This window comes from Mesorhizobium sp. Primo-A (assembly GCF_003997175.1).
Taxonomy (GTDB): Bacteria; Pseudomonadota; Alphaproteobacteria; order Rhizobiales; family Rhizobiaceae; genus Mesorhizobium; species Mesorhizobium ciceri.
Genome location: NZ_RZTG01000005.1, coordinates 250,410 through 265,436, shown reverse-complemented (window position 1 = coordinate 265,436; position 15,027 = coordinate 250,410). Strand labels below are relative to the sequence as shown.

Genomic DNA, 15,027 nt, shown 5'->3' with positions numbered 1-15,027 from the left:
ATTTCGCATGAATGCTATTTTGGCCGATTCTTCATTCTTTTATGAGACTTGGCGGTCCGTTGGGGGACGCGGTTAAAGAGATACATCGACACAAGTCTTCGCTGGGGTGGAGGATTTTGTCGCAAATAAGGTGAAAGAATTGTCAAATATCGATGATAAGACCGTTATCGAGCTGACGGCCGATATTGTCTCGGCCTATGTAGGCAACAATCCCCTTCCGGCTTCCGGCCTGCCTGAGTTGATTGCCAGCGTCAGTGCTTCGGTTCGCAAGCTCGCTGGTGCAGTTGTCGCGGAAACTCCAAACCTGGTTCCGGCAGTCAATCCGAAGAAGTCGGTGTTTCCCGACTACATCATCTGCCTTGAGGACGGAAAGAAGTTCAAGTCGCTCAAGCGGCATCTGCGGACCGACTACGGCCTAAGCCCGGACGACTATCGGGCCAAATGGGGCTTGCCGCCGGACTATCCGATGGTTGCGCCGAACTACTCGGCGACGCGATCGGCGCTGGCAAAGTCGACGGGACTTGGCCGCAAGCCGGCAGCAGCGCCGGCCGCTGTCGCCAAGGCAACGAAGCGCAAGGCGACTGCCTGAGAGCAGGCAAGCCACCGTTCGGCTGCTTTGACGGCGCCCTCGCGGGCGTCGTTTCGAGGCCTTGTGCGGCCAACTGGCCCGCAAGGCCTTGCGAAGCGTTGATGTCCGGTGCAAAAGCGCGGCCATGCTGATCATCAACGACCTATCGCTCCGCATGGCCGGACGCCTGCTTCTCGACCATGCCTCGCTGACCTTGCCAGCCGGCACCAAAGCCGGCCTCGTCGGCCGCAACGGTACCGGCAAGACGACGCTGTTCAAGGCCATTACCGGCGATTTCCCGTCCGAGACAGGCTCGATCAGCCTGCCGAAGAGCACCCGCATCGGCCAGGTGGCGCAGGAAGCGCCAGGCACCGAGGATGCGCTGATCGAGATCGTGCTCAAGGCCGATCTCGAACGCACGGCGTTGCTCGAAGAGGAAAAGACGGCGACCGATCCGCACCGCATCGCCGACATCCATATGCGGCTGGCCGACATCGACGCGCACTCAGCCGAATCCCGCGCCGCCACCATTCTCGCCGGCCTCGGCTTCGATGACGCTGCGCAACGGCGTCCGGCCTCCTCCTTTTCCGGCGGCTGGCGCATGCGCGTGGCGCTCGCCGCGGTGCTGTTTGCCGAGCCCGATCTGCTGCTGCTCGACGAGCCGACCAACTATCTCGATCTTGAAGGCACGCTGTGGTTGGAAAACTACGTGTCGAAATATCCGCACACCGTGCTTTTGATCTCGCACGACCGCGACCTGCTCAACCGCGCCGTCAACTCGATCGTTCACCTCGACCAGAAGAAGCTGACCTTCTGGCGCGGCGGCTACGACCAGTTCGAGCGTCAATACACCGAACAGAAGGAATTGCAGGAGAAGGGCCGCGTCAAGCAGGAAGCCGCGCGTAAGCACATGGAATCCTTCGTCGAACGGTTCCGCGCCAAGGCCTCCAAGGCGAGACAGGCACAGTCGCGCATCAAGGCACTGGAAAAGATGAAGCCGATCGCGGCCCTGGTGAACGACTCGGTGCGGCCGTTCTCCTTCCCCGAGCCGGTGAAGACGGTGGCCTCGCCGATCGTGGCGCTGAACAACGTCAATGTCGGCTACACCGAGGAGCAGCCGATCCTTAAGAAGATGACGCTGCGCATCGACGCCGACGACCGCATCGCGCTGCTCGGCGCCAACGGCAACGGCAAGTCGACCTTCGCCAAACTGCTGTCCGGCCGGTTGAAGCAGGAGAGCGGCACCATGACGGTGGCGCCCGGGCTGAAGGTGGCGATCTTCGCTCAGCATCAGCTCGACGATCTGCGGCCGGACGAAAACGCCTACGAGCATGTCCGCCGGTTGATGCCGGAGGCGCCGGAATCGAAGGTGCGCGGCCGCGTCGCCCAGTTCGGCCTCACGACCGAGAAAATGAACACCGCCGCCAAGGATCTTTCGGGCGGCGAGAAGGCGCGGCTGCTGATGGGCCTGTCGGCCTTCGAGGGGCCGAACCTGTTCATCCTCGACGAACCGACCAACCATCTCGACATCGACAGCCGCGAATCGCTGATCCATGCGTTGAACGAATTCCCTGGCGCCGTCATCCTGATCTCGCATGATCGCCATCTGCTCGAGGCAACCGCCGACCGGCTGTGGCTGGTCAAGGACGGCGCGGTCAACCCCTATGACGGCGATCTGGAAGACTACAAGACGCTGGTCACCGGCGTGTCCGGCGACCGCCGCGGCAAGCGCGAGGCGGAAAAGGCGTCAAAGGCCGACCGCCGTCGCGATGCGGCGGCACGCCGCGCCGCCTTCGAGCCGCTGGCCAAGGAAATCCGCGCCACCGAAGCGCTGATGGACCGCATCCGCAAGCGCATCGACGGCATCGAGGACGAACTGTCCAATCCGGCGGTGTACGAAAAGGATCCCTCGACAGCGACCCGGCTGGCCAAGGAGCGCTCGCAACTGGCCCAGACGCTGGCCGGCCACGAGGAAAAGTGGCTGTCCATGTCGGCAGAGTATGAAGAAGGCACGGCGGAGTGATTACGCAATCTCCCCACAAGTGGGGAGATTGGCTAATCATCTGGCCCTACACGCGCCCTTTGAAACCCGCTAGTCTTGCCGCATGAACCAGCACGCCAAGCTTCGCATCGGCCATTCGGCCTGTCCGCATGATTGTCCTTCGACCTGCGCGCTCGAGGTCGAACTGCTCGACGGCAATCGGATCGGCCGCGTCCATGGCGCCAAGTCCAATAGCTACACCGCCGGCGTCGTCTGCGCCAAGGTTGCGCGTTATGCCGACCGCGTCCACCATCCCGACCGTTTGCTGAAGCCGCTGATCCGCGCCGGCGCTAAGGGCGACGGCACCTGGAAGGAAGCGAGCTGGGAGGCCGCGCTCGACCTCGTCGCCGAAAAGTTCATTGCGGCCGAGGAGAGGTACGGCTCGGAGACGATCTGGCCCTACTACTATGCCGGCACGATGGGGCTGGTGCAGCGCGACGGCATCGACCGGCTGCGCCACGCGAAAAAGTATTCCGGCTTCTTCGGGTCGATCTGCACCAATCTCGCCTGGACGGGCTGGATGATGGGGGCCGGCGCCTTGCGCGGGCCGGACCCGCGCGAGATGGCGAAATCCGATTGCGTGGTGATCTGGGGCACCAATGCGGTGGTGACCCAAGTCAACGTCATGACCCACGCCATCAAGGCGCGCAAGGAGCGCGGCGCCAAGATCGTCGTCATCGACGTCTACGAAAACGCGACGATGAAGCAGGCCGATCTTGGCCTTGTGCTGAAGCCAGGCACCGATGGCGCGCTGGCCTGCGCGGTCATGCATGTGCTGTTCAAGGAGGGCATGGCCGACCGCGCCTATCTCTCGAAATACACCGACGACCCGAGAGGGCTGGAAGCGCATCTCGAGACGCGCACTCCGGCGTGGGCGGCCGGGATCACGGGCCTGACGGTTGCCGAGATCGAGGCCTTCGCCCGCCTCGTCGGCACGACCAAGAAGACCTATTTCCGCCTCGGCTATGGTTTTGCACGCCAGCGCAATGGCGCCGTCAACATGCATGCCGCCTCGTGCATCGCGGCTGTCACCGGCAGCTGGCAATATGAGGGCGGCGGCGCCTTCCATTCCAATTCCGGCATCTTCAAGCTCAACCAGGATGTGCTCGAAGGCACCAGGATGCGCGATCCCTCGATCCGCTATCTCGACCATTCGCGCATCGGCCCGGTGCTGACCGGTGCCAGCGATGCGCTCTATGGTGGCCCGCCGGTGACGGCGATGCTGATCCAGAACACCAATCCGGTGAATGTCGCGCCGGAGCAGCGGCTGGTGACGCAAGGCTTCCTGCGCGACGACCTGTTCACTTGCGTGCACGAGCAGTTCATGACCGACACGGCCAAGCTTGCCGACATCGTATTGCCGGCCACGATGTTCCTCGAGCACGACGATGTCTACAAGGGCGGCGGCAACCAGCACATCACGCTTGGCCCCAAGCTGATCGAGCCGCCGGAGGGACCGCGCACCAACCATTTCGTCATCGAGCAATTGGCTGATCGCCTCGGTGTCGCCGACCGTCCGGGTTTCGGCCTGACCGAGCAGCAGCATATCGACATCATCCTGGGCAAGCGCGGGCTGGGCAGTTTCGAAAGCTTGAAGCAAGACAAATGGGTCGACCTGCAGCCGGATTTCGAGGCAGCACACTTCATCAACGGATTTGGCCACGCGGATGGAAAATTCCGCTTCCGCGCCGACTGGACCGGGCAGGCGGCGCCCAACCGGCCGCCCAAAAGCATGGGCCTGTTCGGCCCGGTGGCGCGGCTGCCGGAATTCCCCGACCATGTCGACCTGATCGAGGTCGCCGACGAAGCCCACCCGTTCCGGCTGACGACGTCGCCGGCGCGCAACTTCCTCAATTCGACATTCTCGGAAACACCGGTGTCGAAAGCCAGGGAGGGCCGCCCGGAACTGCTTCTACATCCCGACGATGCCGCGGCACTTGGGCTGGCCGATGGCGACCGTGTCGAGGTCGGCAACCAGCGCGGCGAAGTCGTGCTGCATGCAAAATTGTTCGACGGCATCAAGCGTGGCGTGGTGATCGCCGAAGGCATCTGGCCAAACAGCGCCCATGAGCGCGGCGAGGGCATCAACGTTTTGACCGGCGCCGACGCGCCTGCACCCTATGGGGGTGCTGCCTTCCACGACAACAAGGTCTGGCTGCGCGCGGCAAGGTGAGAGAACTCAGTTGCTCTCGCGTCAAATTATACCGGCAGGGCTTCGGCCACCTTCTTTCGGTTTCGCCTAAGACTGATGTCGTCGGCGATCTGCTCGGCCTCGATCGAGATTTCGCGCAGCAATCCGGTGACCGGATTGTGAAAGCCGATGAGATAGAGGCCAAGCTCTGAAGCCCTCGCATTGACGCCGCTGCGCTCTGGCTGAACGCCGGGCTCCAGCAATTTGGCGTAGCCGGGCCGGAAGCCGGTGGCGAAGATGATCGCGTCGAACTCGCCATGCCTGCCGTCGGTAAAACGGGCGCCCTGTTCGGTGATCTCGGCAATGTCGGGTACGATCTTGATCGCACCTTCGCGGATCTTGCGCACCGTGCCGATATCGATCGTCGGAATGCGCGACGAGAGCGCGATCTGCTGCAGCATTCCTTGCTGCGGCCGCCTGAGCCCGTATTTCCCCAGCCTGCCCAACGCCAGATCGAGGATGATGGGAAACAAGGCATCGTTGATGCGCTGCGGCATCAGGCGCGCCGCCATGCCGATCATCTGGATGGGCACGCCAAGCAGTTCGCGCGGTACGATATGAACGCCGCCGCGCACCGAAATCGTCGGCCGCGCACCGCCTTCCACCAGATCGAGCGCGATCTCGGCGCCGGTATTGCCCATGCCGACGATCAGCACCGGCCGGCCGGCGAAAGGCACTGCGTTGCGATAGTCGGCGCTATGCAGCTTTTGGCCCTTGAAGGCATCGGCGCCGGCAAATCTGGGCATCAGCGGCTCTGCGTTGTTGCCAGATGCAATCACAACGTTTGAAGCATGCAAGGGACCGGTCGTCGTATCCACGAGCCAGCTTCTGCCCCGCCGGGTGATCGCCCGCACTGTTTCTCCAAATCGCGGCCGCAGATCGAAACGTTGCGCATAGGCATCTAGATAGTCGATGAAGAGATCGCGCGGCACATAACGCGGATAGTCCCTGGGAAAGGGCGCGAAGGGCAGCGAGGAAAAGCGCTTGGCCGTGTGCAAATGGACGCGCTCATAGTGGCGTCGCCAGGCGGGTGCGGCCTGCTGCTCCTTTTCCAGCAGGACGAAATCCTGCCCGCTCTGCCGCAGGCACGCGGCAATGGCCAGGCCCGCCGGCCCGGCACCGATGATCGCAACTGGGGTGGTGTCGTCCAAGCCGGCCTCCGCGGCAGAATTCACAGCCCGAGAATGTCAAAAACATGGTGGGAAAGTAAAGGCCTGCCGCGCGACAAATATTTAGACAGGCAAAGGCACCGTCAACCCTACCTTGACCCGGTCCATGGCAACGAACGTGCGGAATTTGCGGACATTGTTGCTGTCGAAGAACAGTTTTCGCGTCAGCGCCTCATAGGCGCCCATGTCGGCCACTGTGATGACCAGGATGAAGTCGGCCTCGCCGGTGACGTAATAGCATTGCTGGACCTCGGGGGTCGCCGAGAACTGCCGCTTGGCCGCGTCGATCAGTTCGGCGCGTTCGCTCTCGAGTTCCACCTCGACGAAGATGGTGATGGGTTGACCGACCGCTGCCGGCTCGACGACAGCGACATTGCCGGCAATGACGCCGGTCTGCTCCATGCGCTTGATGCGGCGCTGCACCGCCGGCGCCGACAGGTTCACCGCCTCGCCGATCAACCGCTGCGGCGTCGTGTTGTCGCGCTGCAGGATGGCAAGGATGGCGAGATCGAAACTATCGAGCGAGGACGGCAATGCAGGCAATGGAATATCCTGGACGAAACAAACTTGCATTTAAGAGACCATATTACAGCGCTCTTTGCGTTGCTCCTGCAATATGTTCTCGCTGACCAACGGGACCGGCCAATGTTCCTGCTCAACCGCAACGCATCGCACCGCCGGCCGCTCGATCCGATCGATGCCGAAACCCTTGGCGTGGCCGGAGCCGACACGGTCGAGCGTTTTCTCAGCCACCGCGACAATCACCGGATGACGCCGCTGCATGCACTGCCGGCGCTCGCCAGCGAATTCGGACTGGGCGCCATCCATATCAAGGATGAGGGCTTTCGCCTCGGCCTCGGCAGCTTCAAGGCGCTTGGCGGCGCCTATGCCGTCTTCCGCCTGGTGCTGGAGGAGGCCGGCAGTCGCCTTGGCCGGCTCCTCGATGTGGCCGATCTCGATCGGCCTGATGTGCGGGCGGTCGCCGCGGCGATGACATTTGCCTGTGCGACCGACGGCAACTATGGCCGCTCCGTCGCGCAAGGCGCGCAACTCGTCGGCGCGCGGGCGGCGATCTTCGTCCACGCCGGGGTCAGCGAGGAGCGCATCGCGGCGATCGCCCGCTATGGCGCCGAGATGATCCGCGTCCACGGCAATTATGACGATTCGGTCAGGCAAGCTGCCCAGGTTTCGGCCGACAAGGACTGGACCGTGGTCTCCGACACCTCGTGGCCGGGCTATGAGCGCATTCCCGGCCTGGTCATGCAGGGCTATACCGCGATCGTACGCGAAGCCTTGCGCCAACTCCCTCGGACGCCGACCCACGTCTTCGTGCAGGCCGGTGTCGGCGGCATTGCCGCCGCGCTGGCCGGTCATCTGGCCACCGTGCTCGGTGACGCTAGGCCGACCTTCATCGTGGTCGAGCCGGCGCGTGCCGCTTGTGTCTTCGCAGCCGCCCAGGTCGGGCGCCCGGTCAAGGTCGCGCACGGCCAGCCGACGGTGATGGCCATGCTTGAATGTTACGAAGCCTCGCCGGTCGCCTGGCGGGTGCTGGCGCGCGCCGCCGACGCCTTCATGACGGTGGATGAGGACGAGGCCATCGCGGTGATGCGGCGGCTGGCCTGGCCGGCCGGCGGTGACCCGGTGATCGTCGCCGGCGAAAGCGGTGGTGTCGGCCTTGCCGGGCTGATCCGGGCGGTGGCCGACAACCGGGCCGATCTTGGACTTGACGGCAAATCGCGGGTGCTGGTGATCAACACCGAAGGCGCCACCGACCCGCATCGCTACGCCGAACTGGTTGGCATGAACCCGGCCGATGTGCTGGAAGGCAAGATGACAGCCGAGGCAACGGCATGATCGCCATCGATGCGCAGCGCCTGCTCGGCCGCATCCGCGAACTCGGCGCTGTTGGCCGGGATGTCGAGGGCAGGCTGACCCGGCTGGCCGCCTCAGACACCGACAGGCAGGGCCGCGACCTCTTCGTCGGCTGGCTTCGGCAGGCCGGGCTCGATGTCGCCATCGACCGGGTCGGCAACATTTTCGGCATCTGGCAAAGCCCGGAAAACACCGGGCAAGCGCCGCTGCTCATCGGCTCGCACATCGACACCGTCATCGATGCCGGCATTTATGACGGCTGCTACGGGGTGCTTGCCGGGCTGGAAGTGATCGAGACGCTCAAGGCGACAGGCTTTTCGCCGTCGCGCCCGGTCGCGGTCGCCGCTTTCACCAATGAGGAGGGCGTACGCTACACACCCGACATGATGGGCTCGCTGGTCCACGCCGGCGGCATCGATGCCGAAACGGTGCTGGCGGCCGTCGGCACCGACGGCAGCGTGCTCGGGCAGGAGCTTGCCCGCATCGGCTATGCCGGCGACCGGGAACCCGGCTTCCTCACGCCGCACGCCTATCTCGAACTGCATATTGAGCAAGGGCCGGTGCTGGAGCGCGAAGGCTTGCCGGTCGGCGCGGTGGAGAATCTGCAAGGCATCTCCTGGCAGCGCATCACAATCGACGGCGTCGCCAACCATGCCGGCACCACGCCGATGTCGATGCGCAACGATGCCGGCCACGCCGCCGCCCGGGTCATCACCTTCCTGCTCGACCGGACCAAAGCCTCGAACGCGCCGACCGTCGCCACCGTCGGCACGATCCGCTTCGAGCCGAATGCCATCAATGTCATCCCTTCGCGCGCGGTCTTCACCGTCGATCTGCGCGATCCCGACGAACAGCGCCTGCAGGCGGCGGAAGCGGCGCTTGCCGCCTATCTCGAGCAGCTTGCCGCCGCTGAGAACGTGACGGTTTCGGTCGAGCAACTGGCCCGCTTCGAACCGGTGATCTTCGACCTGCGCATCGTCGAACAAATCGAGGCCGCCGCGAAACGCCGTGGCCTCGGGGTCAGGCGCATGACATCAGGCGCCGGCCACGACGCGCAGATGCTGGCGTGTATCGCGCCTGCGGCGATGATCTTCGTGCCGAGCGTTGGCGGCATCAGTCACAGTCCTCGCGAACACACCGATGACGCCGAGCTTGTTGCCGGCGCCAACATCCTGCTTGATGTGGCCGCGCAACTGGCAAAGTAGGTCAGAAGGGGCAGAAGCAGAAGGGGCAGAAGAATGTCTGAACTCGATCGCGACGCGCTGAAGCAGGAGATGATTTTCTGGCGGCGCGATCTGCATGCACACCCGGAATTCGGCTTCGAGGAGAAGCGCACCGCCGCCTTCGTCGCCGCCAAACTGCGCGAATTTGGGTTGGACGATGTCACCGAAGGCGTCGGCGGCACCGGTGTCGTCGGCACGCTGAAGCGCGGCAGCGGCAACCGGGCGATTGCGCTGAGGGCCGACATGGATGCGCTGCGCATATCAGAACAATCGGACGCATCTTACCGGTCCGGCAATCCCGGCATCATGCATGCCTGCGGCCATGACGGCCACACCACCATGCTGCTCGGCGCGGCAAAGCTGCTGGCCGGTGAGGGCGGTTTCGACGGCACCGTGCGCTTCGTCTTCCAGCCGGCCGAGGAATGGGGCAGGGGCGCACTCGCCATGCTCGAAGATGGGCTGATGCAGCGCTTTCCCTTCGACGAGATCTTTGGCCTGCACAACATGCCCGGCCTGCCGATCGGGCATTTCGAGACCCGTGCCGGACCCATAATGTCGGCCGAGGACAACTTCGAGATCGTGCTCAAGGGGCTCGGCGGCCATGCCGCGCGGCCGCATGCGGGCAACGAGACGCTGGTCGCGGCCTGCGCGCTGGTCACCAATCTGCAGACCATCGTCTCGCGCCGACTGAGTCCGGCCGACATATCCGTGGTTTCGGTGACCGAGCTGATCACCGACGGCACCCGCAACGCTCTGCCCGGTCTTGCCCGCATCCTCGGCGATGCGCGCAGCTTCCGTCCCGAGGTCAGCGCCGAGATCGAGCGGCAGATGCGCATTCTCGCCGAGGGCATCGCTGCCGCCTATAATGTCACCGCCGAGGTCAAGTACAGCAGGGAGTTCGTGCCGCTGCGCAACGATGCCGAACTGGTCGATGCCGCATTCGCCGCCGCCAGAGGCGTCTTCGAACCCGGCAACATCGCCGTCGCCCGCGAGCCGATGACCGCTTCGGAGGATTTCGCCCGCTTCCTCGACCACGTGCCGGGCTGCTTCGTCTTCCTCGGCAATGGCGAAGCTTCCGCGCCGCTGCACAATTCCAGCTACGACTTCAACGATGACGGGCTGCTGTTCGGCACGAATTTCCATGTAGCCGTGGTCAGGCAAAGGCTGGGTGGCGACGCGGGAAGATGATCGCGTTTTGATCGCCAACTCCCGGGTTTATTGAGATTGCCGGGATGATGGTCAAGACAAGCTCTTGACGGCTGGTGACCGATAGGGCCGTGTGCGTCGGTACGTTTTTAACAAAGACAATCCCCCGATGACGCAGGGGAAAGACTCAGCTAGCCTTACCTGTGCGGCGGACTTAATTATCCGCTTGGCCGGCGCTTCACTCCTCCCAAGCGGCGCCGGCCTTCTTCTCCAAAAGTTCGTCCGGGACGCCACAGCGGGTTGCGGCAGCACGCGAACCTCGCAAAGGCCAAGTTCCGCCTCCGGTTGCCTCGAGAATGCATCGGGAGCGCCGGCGAAACCGCCCTCCATCTTCGACTGCGCGCGTGGACGATTGGCAAGGGAACCAAAGGCTGTTTCTACGGTTGGTTCTGCTCCAAAGGAGTGTTGCACCATGTTCCGTCTGCTCGTCGCCGGCGCCTTCGCCTATGTCACTTATCGCATCGCCAGGAAGATGGTCGAAAACGTGCCCGATACGGTCGACCCGCTGCTGTTGCCGCCGTCGCAACCTGATCGCGAGACCTTGCGACGGCAGTCGGCCGACATGGGTGTCGATCCGCAACGCTAGCCGCGATCCCTTCTCTTCAGACCGGCCCCAGTCCTGCATGGGTTAGGTGTGCCCGCATCGATGTTGCGAACAAAGCAGAAACGATGCTTGATGGGCGATGAACCTCGCCACCGCTGATTCGACCTTTCGGGAACCGACCGTCCAGCCTGCCTATCTCGCGCGGCTGAACGATGCCCAGCGCCAGGCCGTCGAGCACGGCGCCGGTCAGATTGCCGGCCCGTTGCTGGTCATTGCCGGCGCCGGATCTGGCAAGACCAACACGCTGGCGCATCGCGTCGCTCATCTGATCGTCAAGGGCGCCGACCCGCGCCGCATCCTGCTGATGACGTTTTCGCGCCGCGCGGCATCCGAAATGGCCAGGCGCGTCGAGCGTATTGCCGGCGAGGTGCTCGGCCGCGATGCAGCCGTCATCACCGATGCGCTGACCTGGGCCGGCACCTTTCACGGCATCGGCGCGCGGCTGTTGCGCGACTATGCGCTGGAGATCGGTCTCGACCCGGCCTTCACCATCCATGATCGCGAGGATTCCGCCGACCTGATGAATCTGGTCCGCCACGAACTCGGCTTCTCGAAGACGGAAGCGCGTTTCCCCACCAAGGGCACTTGCCTTGCCATCTATTCGCGCGCGGTGAACGCGCAGGCGCCGCTCAACGAGGTGTTGGGTTCCGCCTTTCCCTGGTGCGCCGGCTGGGCGGAGCAGCTGAAAGAATTGTTCGCCGGTTATGTCGAGGCCAAGCAGGCGCAAAACGTGCTCGATTACGACGATTTGCTGCTCTACTGGGCGCAGATGGCGGCGGAGCCCGAGATAGCGGCGCATCTGGGCGGGCGTTTCGACCATGTGCTGGTCGACGAATACCAGGACACAAATCGCCTGCAGGCTTCGATCCTCATGGCGCTGAAACCCGACGGCGCCGGGCTGACGGTGGTGGGCGACGATGCGCAATCGATCTATTCGTTCCGCGCCGCCGAGGTTCGCAACATCCTCGACTTCCCCAATCAGTTCGCGCAAGCCGCCGACGTGGTGATGCTGGAGCGCAATTACCGCTCGACCGAGACCATCCTTGCTGCCGCCAACGCGGTGATCGGCGAAGCCTCGGAGCGCTTCACCAAAAACCTGTGGTCGGAGCGCAAATCCAGCGACAGGCCAAAACTGGTGACCGTGCGCGACGAAGTCGAGCAGGCCAATTTCGTCTGCGACACCATCCTGGCCGAGCGCGAGGCGGGCACAGCGCTGAAATCCCAGGCGGTGCTGTTTCGCGCCTCGCATCACAGCGGGCCGCTGGAGATCGAACTGACGCGGCGCAACATTCCCTTCGTCAAATTCGGCGGCCTGAAGTTTCTCGATGCCGCCCACGTCAAGGATGTGCTGGCGGTGCTGCGCTTTGCCGAAAACCCGCGCGACCGGGTCGCCGGTTTTCGCGTATTGCAACTCTTGCCTGGCATCGGCCCTTCGGCCGCCGCGCAGATCGTCGAGACCATGACGACGGCGCTGGACGAGGCCATGGGGCTGGCCGGCTGGCGTCCGCCGCAACGCGCGGCGGACGACTGGCCTGGCTTCGTCGCGCTCTATTCCGGCCTGCGCGCCGGCGCCAGATGGCCGGCCGACCTCGAACAGATCAGGCTGTGGTACGAGCCGCATCTGGAACGCATCCACGAGGACGCGACGACGCGCCGGGCCGACCTGTTGCAACTTGAGCAGATCGGCTCGGGCTATGCCTCGCGCGAGCGCTTCCTGACCGAACTGACGCTCGATCCGCCGGACGCCACCAGCGACCAGGCTGGGCCGCCGCATCGCGACGAGGATTATCTGATCCTGTCGACCATCCACTCGGCCAAGGGCCAGGAGTGGAAAAATGTCTTCGTGCTCAACACCGTCGATGGCTGCATCCCGGCCGATCTCGGCGTCGGCACCAAGGAGGACATCGAGGAGGAGCGCCGGCTGCTCTATGTCGCGATGACACGGGCCAAGGACAATCTCAACCTGGTCATGCCGCAGCGTTTCTTTCCACATGGCCAGGCGGCGCGCGGCGACCGCCATCTCTATGCCTCGCGCACCCGTTTCATCCCGGCCTCGATCCTCGCCGCGTTCGAACAGATGTCGTGGCCAAGCGCGCTGGCCGCGCAGGGCAGGGCGGCCCGGCCGGAGGTGCGCGTCGACATTGGCGCCCGTATGCGCGGCATGTGGAAATAGCCGAGGCCATGCCGCAGCCGCCGATCAGGATCGCCATCGCCGGCGCGCTCGGCCGCATGGGCCGCCAGATGACGGACGCCGTGCGGGTCGATCCACGGCTGGCGCTCGCTGCGCGGTTCCATCGGCCCGGCGCTGCCGGCGATGGGCTGGTCAGCCGCGAGGAGGCGCTTGCCACGGCCGATGTGGTCATCGACTTCACGACGCCGGCGGCCTCGGCTGACCTGGCAAGGTTTTGCGCCGCCCGCGGCGGGCCGGCCCTGGTCATCGGATCGACCGGTTTCGATGCGACTGAATTCGCCGACATCGCCGAGGCCGCGAAGACCATCGCCATCGTGCGCTCCGGCAGCTTTTCGCTGGGGCTGAACATGCTGGTCGGATTGGTCGAACAGGCGGCGACAGCGCTCGATCCCGAAGACTGGGACGCCGAGGTCTTCGAGGCGCATCACCGACACAAGATCGACGCGCCGTCAGGTACCGCTTTGATGCTTGGCCAGGCCGTGGCCGGCGGCCGCAAGGTCGAGCTCGACGCGGTGGCGCGGCCTGTTCGCGATGGCGCCATTGGCGCGCGGCCTCCCGGTGAGATCGGCTTTGCGGTGCTGCGTGGCGGCAGCATCATCGGCGAACACAGCGTGAGCTTCTGTGCCGAAGGCGAGCTTGTGACCTTGTCGCATGCGGCCGGCGACCGCGTCATGTTCGCCCGCGGCGCCATTGCCGCCGCGCTCTGGCTCGAGGGACGCCCGCCCGGCGAATACGACATGCGCGACGTTCTCGGTTTCGGCGCTCCGTGACCGGCAGCCACAACGGATTCCATTTCAACGGCCGTTAAAACGACTGAAAGCCAGCTGAAAGCTTGGGCGTGCCATGAAGTCATTACGGCGTTCGCCGTGTGACCGGTGCGGGAGCGGCCGGTAAGGAGGAATGCGGCGCAGCCGGGATGGCGCGCCGCCCAAGTGGAGGAAGTTTCGTGACCGGTTTCATCTCGAAGTGCGCCCTGCGCACAGCGGCGCTAAGCCTTGCTATTGCAGCCACAAGCGCCACGGTGGCTTCGGCTGCCGACAAAATCACCATCATCGTCGGCGGCATGGAAAAGCAGATCTATCTGCCTGCCGTGCTCACCCAGCAGCTCGGCTACTTCAAGGACCAGGGGCTCGATGTCGAACTGCTCAACTCGCGCGCCGGGGTCGAGGCCGAAAATGAACTGCTGGCAGGTGCCGTCCAAGGCGTTGTCGGCTTCTACGATCACACCGTCGACCTGCAGTCGAAGGGCAAATACATCCAGTCGATCGTCCAGTTCAGCCAAGCGCCCGGTGAGGTCGAGCTGGTCTCCGCCAAGCACCCGGAGATCAAGTCGCCCGCCGATTTCAAGGGCGCCACGCTCGGCGTCACCGGTCTCGGCTCCTCGACCGATTTCCTGACCCAGTATCTTGCCGTGCGCAGCGGCCTGAAGCCCGGCGACTACACGCTGCTGCCGGTCGGCGCCGGCAACACCTTCATCGCCGCCGTCAAGCAGGACCAGATCCAGGCCGGCATGACCACCGAGCCGACCATCGCCAAACTGCTCAAGACCGGCGAGGCAAGCATCCTGGTCGACATGCGCACGCCCGAAAAGACCAAGGAAGCGCTGGGCGGCGACTATCCGGCGGCGTCCTTCTATGTCCAGTCCTCCTGGCTGGAAGGCCACAAGGATGAGGCACAGAAGCTCGCCAATGCCTTCGTCAAGACGATGAAATTCATCGCCACGCATTCGGCCGAAGAGATCGCCGACAAGATGCCGAAGGATTATTATGCCGGCAACCGGGACCTTTACGTGCAGGGGCTGGCCGGCGGCAAGGCGATGTTCACGCCGGATGGCCGCATGCCGGCCGATGGTCCGCCGACCGTGCTCAAGGTTCTCTCGACATTCTCGAAGAGCCTGCAAGGCAAGCAGATCGACCTGTCGAAGACCTACACGACCGAATTCGTCGACGCTGCCAAATAGCG

The 15,027-nt window shown here is 64.3% G+C and carries 12 protein-coding genes; 10 read left to right on the top strand and 2 right to left on the bottom strand.

The window, feature by feature from the left end; genetic code table 11:
* Positions 1-139 precede the first annotated feature (139 nt).
* From EOC83_RS11970 to EOC83_RS11960, 3 genes are all read left to right on the top strand, one after another.
* Entirely contained in the window at positions 140-589 is a 450-nt protein-coding gene (locus tag EOC83_RS11970; protein ID WP_013532467.1) for a MucR family transcriptional regulator, read from the top strand.
* 124 nt (positions 590-713) lie between these two features.
* A complete protein-coding gene (locus EOC83_RS11965) occupies positions 714-2,591 on the top strand; it encodes an ABC-F family ATP-binding cassette domain-containing protein (protein WP_013532466.1) in 1,878 nt (625 codons plus the stop codon).
* Between the two features lie 82 nt (positions 2,592-2,673).
* A complete protein-coding gene (locus tag EOC83_RS11960; protein ID WP_013532465.1) occupies positions 2,674-4,782 on the top strand; it encodes a molybdopterin oxidoreductase family protein in 2,109 nt (702 codons plus the stop codon).
* A 26-nt stretch (positions 4,783-4,808) separates the two neighbouring features.
* On the opposite strand, the gene EOC83_RS11955 is transcribed toward EOC83_RS11960, so the two are convergent.
* Together EOC83_RS11955 and EOC83_RS11950 are read right to left on the bottom strand one after the other, a co-directional pair.
* Entirely contained in the window at positions 4,809-5,951 is a 1,143-nt protein-coding gene (locus EOC83_RS11955) for an NAD(P)/FAD-dependent oxidoreductase (RefSeq protein ID WP_013532464.1), read from the bottom strand.
* Between the two features lie 81 nt (positions 5,952-6,032).
* The gene (locus EOC83_RS11950; protein ID WP_063167707.1) at positions 6,033-6,542 is read right to left on the bottom strand and encodes an Lrp/AsnC family transcriptional regulator; all 510 of its coding nucleotides are present in this window, start codon (positions 6,540-6,542) and stop codon (positions 6,033-6,035) included.
* A 72-nt stretch (positions 6,543-6,614) separates the two neighbouring features.
* On the opposite strand from EOC83_RS11950, the gene EOC83_RS11945 reads away from it, so the two are divergent.
* From EOC83_RS11945 to EOC83_RS11915, 7 genes are all read left to right on the top strand, one after another.
* Positions 6,615-7,823 (top strand): diaminopropionate ammonia-lyase, encoded by a 1,209-nt coding sequence (locus EOC83_RS11945; protein WP_013532462.1) that lies wholly within the window; start codon positions 6,615-6,617, stop codon positions 7,821-7,823.
* Positions 7,820-9,046 carry a Zn-dependent hydrolase gene (locus EOC83_RS11940; RefSeq protein ID WP_013532461.1) on the top strand — a complete coding sequence of 409 codons (1,227 nt, stop codon included), beginning with the start codon at positions 7,820-7,822 and terminating at the stop codon, positions 9,044-9,046. The genes EOC83_RS11945 and EOC83_RS11940 overlap by 4 nt, the downstream gene beginning before the upstream one ends.
* A gap of 33 nt (positions 9,047-9,079) precedes the next feature.
* The gene (locus EOC83_RS11935) at positions 9,080-10,252 is read left to right on the top strand and encodes a M20 aminoacylase family protein (RefSeq protein WP_013532460.1); all 1,173 of its coding nucleotides are present in this window, start codon (positions 9,080-9,082) and stop codon (positions 10,250-10,252) included.
* 430 nt (positions 10,253-10,682) lie between these two features.
* The gene (locus tag EOC83_RS11930) at positions 10,683-10,856 is read left to right on the top strand and encodes a hypothetical protein (protein ID WP_013532459.1); all 174 of its coding nucleotides are present in this window, start codon (positions 10,683-10,685) and stop codon (positions 10,854-10,856) included.
* A 97-nt stretch (positions 10,857-10,953) separates the two neighbouring features.
* Positions 10,954-13,047: an ATP-dependent helicase gene (locus tag EOC83_RS11925; protein WP_013532458.1), complete on the top strand. Its 2,094-nt coding sequence runs from the start codon at positions 10,954-10,956 to the stop codon at positions 13,045-13,047.
* A gap of 8 nt (positions 13,048-13,055) precedes the next feature.
* Positions 13,056-13,835, top strand: coding sequence for a 4-hydroxy-tetrahydrodipicolinate reductase (dapB, locus tag EOC83_RS11920; RefSeq protein WP_063167708.1), 780 nt, complete (start codon positions 13,056-13,058; stop codon positions 13,833-13,835).
* A gap of 203 nt (positions 13,836-14,038) precedes the next feature.
* Positions 14,039-15,025: an ABC transporter substrate-binding protein gene (locus tag EOC83_RS11915; RefSeq protein ID WP_245265360.1), complete on the top strand. Its 987-nt coding sequence runs from the start codon at positions 14,039-14,041 to the stop codon at positions 15,023-15,025.
* The last annotated feature ends 2 nt before the right edge of the window (positions 15,026-15,027 follow it).

What these genes read in the sequence shown, in the direction of transcription:
- EOC83_RS11965 (WP_013532466.1), top strand. Translation starts at nt 714, where the DNA reads ATGCTGATCATCAACGACCTATCGCTCCGCATGGCCGGACGCCTGCTT.
- EOC83_RS11960 (WP_013532465.1), top strand. Translation starts at nt 2,674, where the DNA reads ATGAACCAGCACGCCAAGCTTCGCATCGGCCATTCGGCCTGTCCGCAT.
- EOC83_RS11950 (WP_063167707.1), bottom strand. Translation starts at nt 6,542, where the DNA reads ATGCAAGTTTGTTTCGTCCAGGATATTCCATTGCCTGCATTGCCGTCC.
- EOC83_RS11945 (WP_013532462.1), top strand. Translation starts at nt 6,615, where the DNA reads ATGTTCCTGCTCAACCGCAACGCATCGCACCGCCGGCCGCTCGATCCG.
- EOC83_RS11940 (WP_013532461.1), top strand. Translation starts at nt 7,820, where the DNA reads ATGATCGCCATCGATGCGCAGCGCCTGCTCGGCCGCATCCGCGAACTC.
- EOC83_RS11935 (WP_013532460.1), top strand. Translation starts at nt 9,080, where the DNA reads ATGTCTGAACTCGATCGCGACGCGCTGAAGCAGGAGATGATTTTCTGG.
- EOC83_RS11930 (WP_013532459.1), top strand. Translation starts at nt 10,683, where the DNA reads ATGTTCCGTCTGCTCGTCGCCGGCGCCTTCGCCTATGTCACTTATCGC.
- EOC83_RS11925 (WP_013532458.1), top strand. Translation starts at nt 10,954, where the DNA reads ATGAACCTCGCCACCGCTGATTCGACCTTTCGGGAACCGACCGTCCAG.
- dapB (WP_063167708.1), top strand. Translation starts at nt 13,056, where the DNA reads ATGCCGCAGCCGCCGATCAGGATCGCCATCGCCGGCGCGCTCGGCCGC.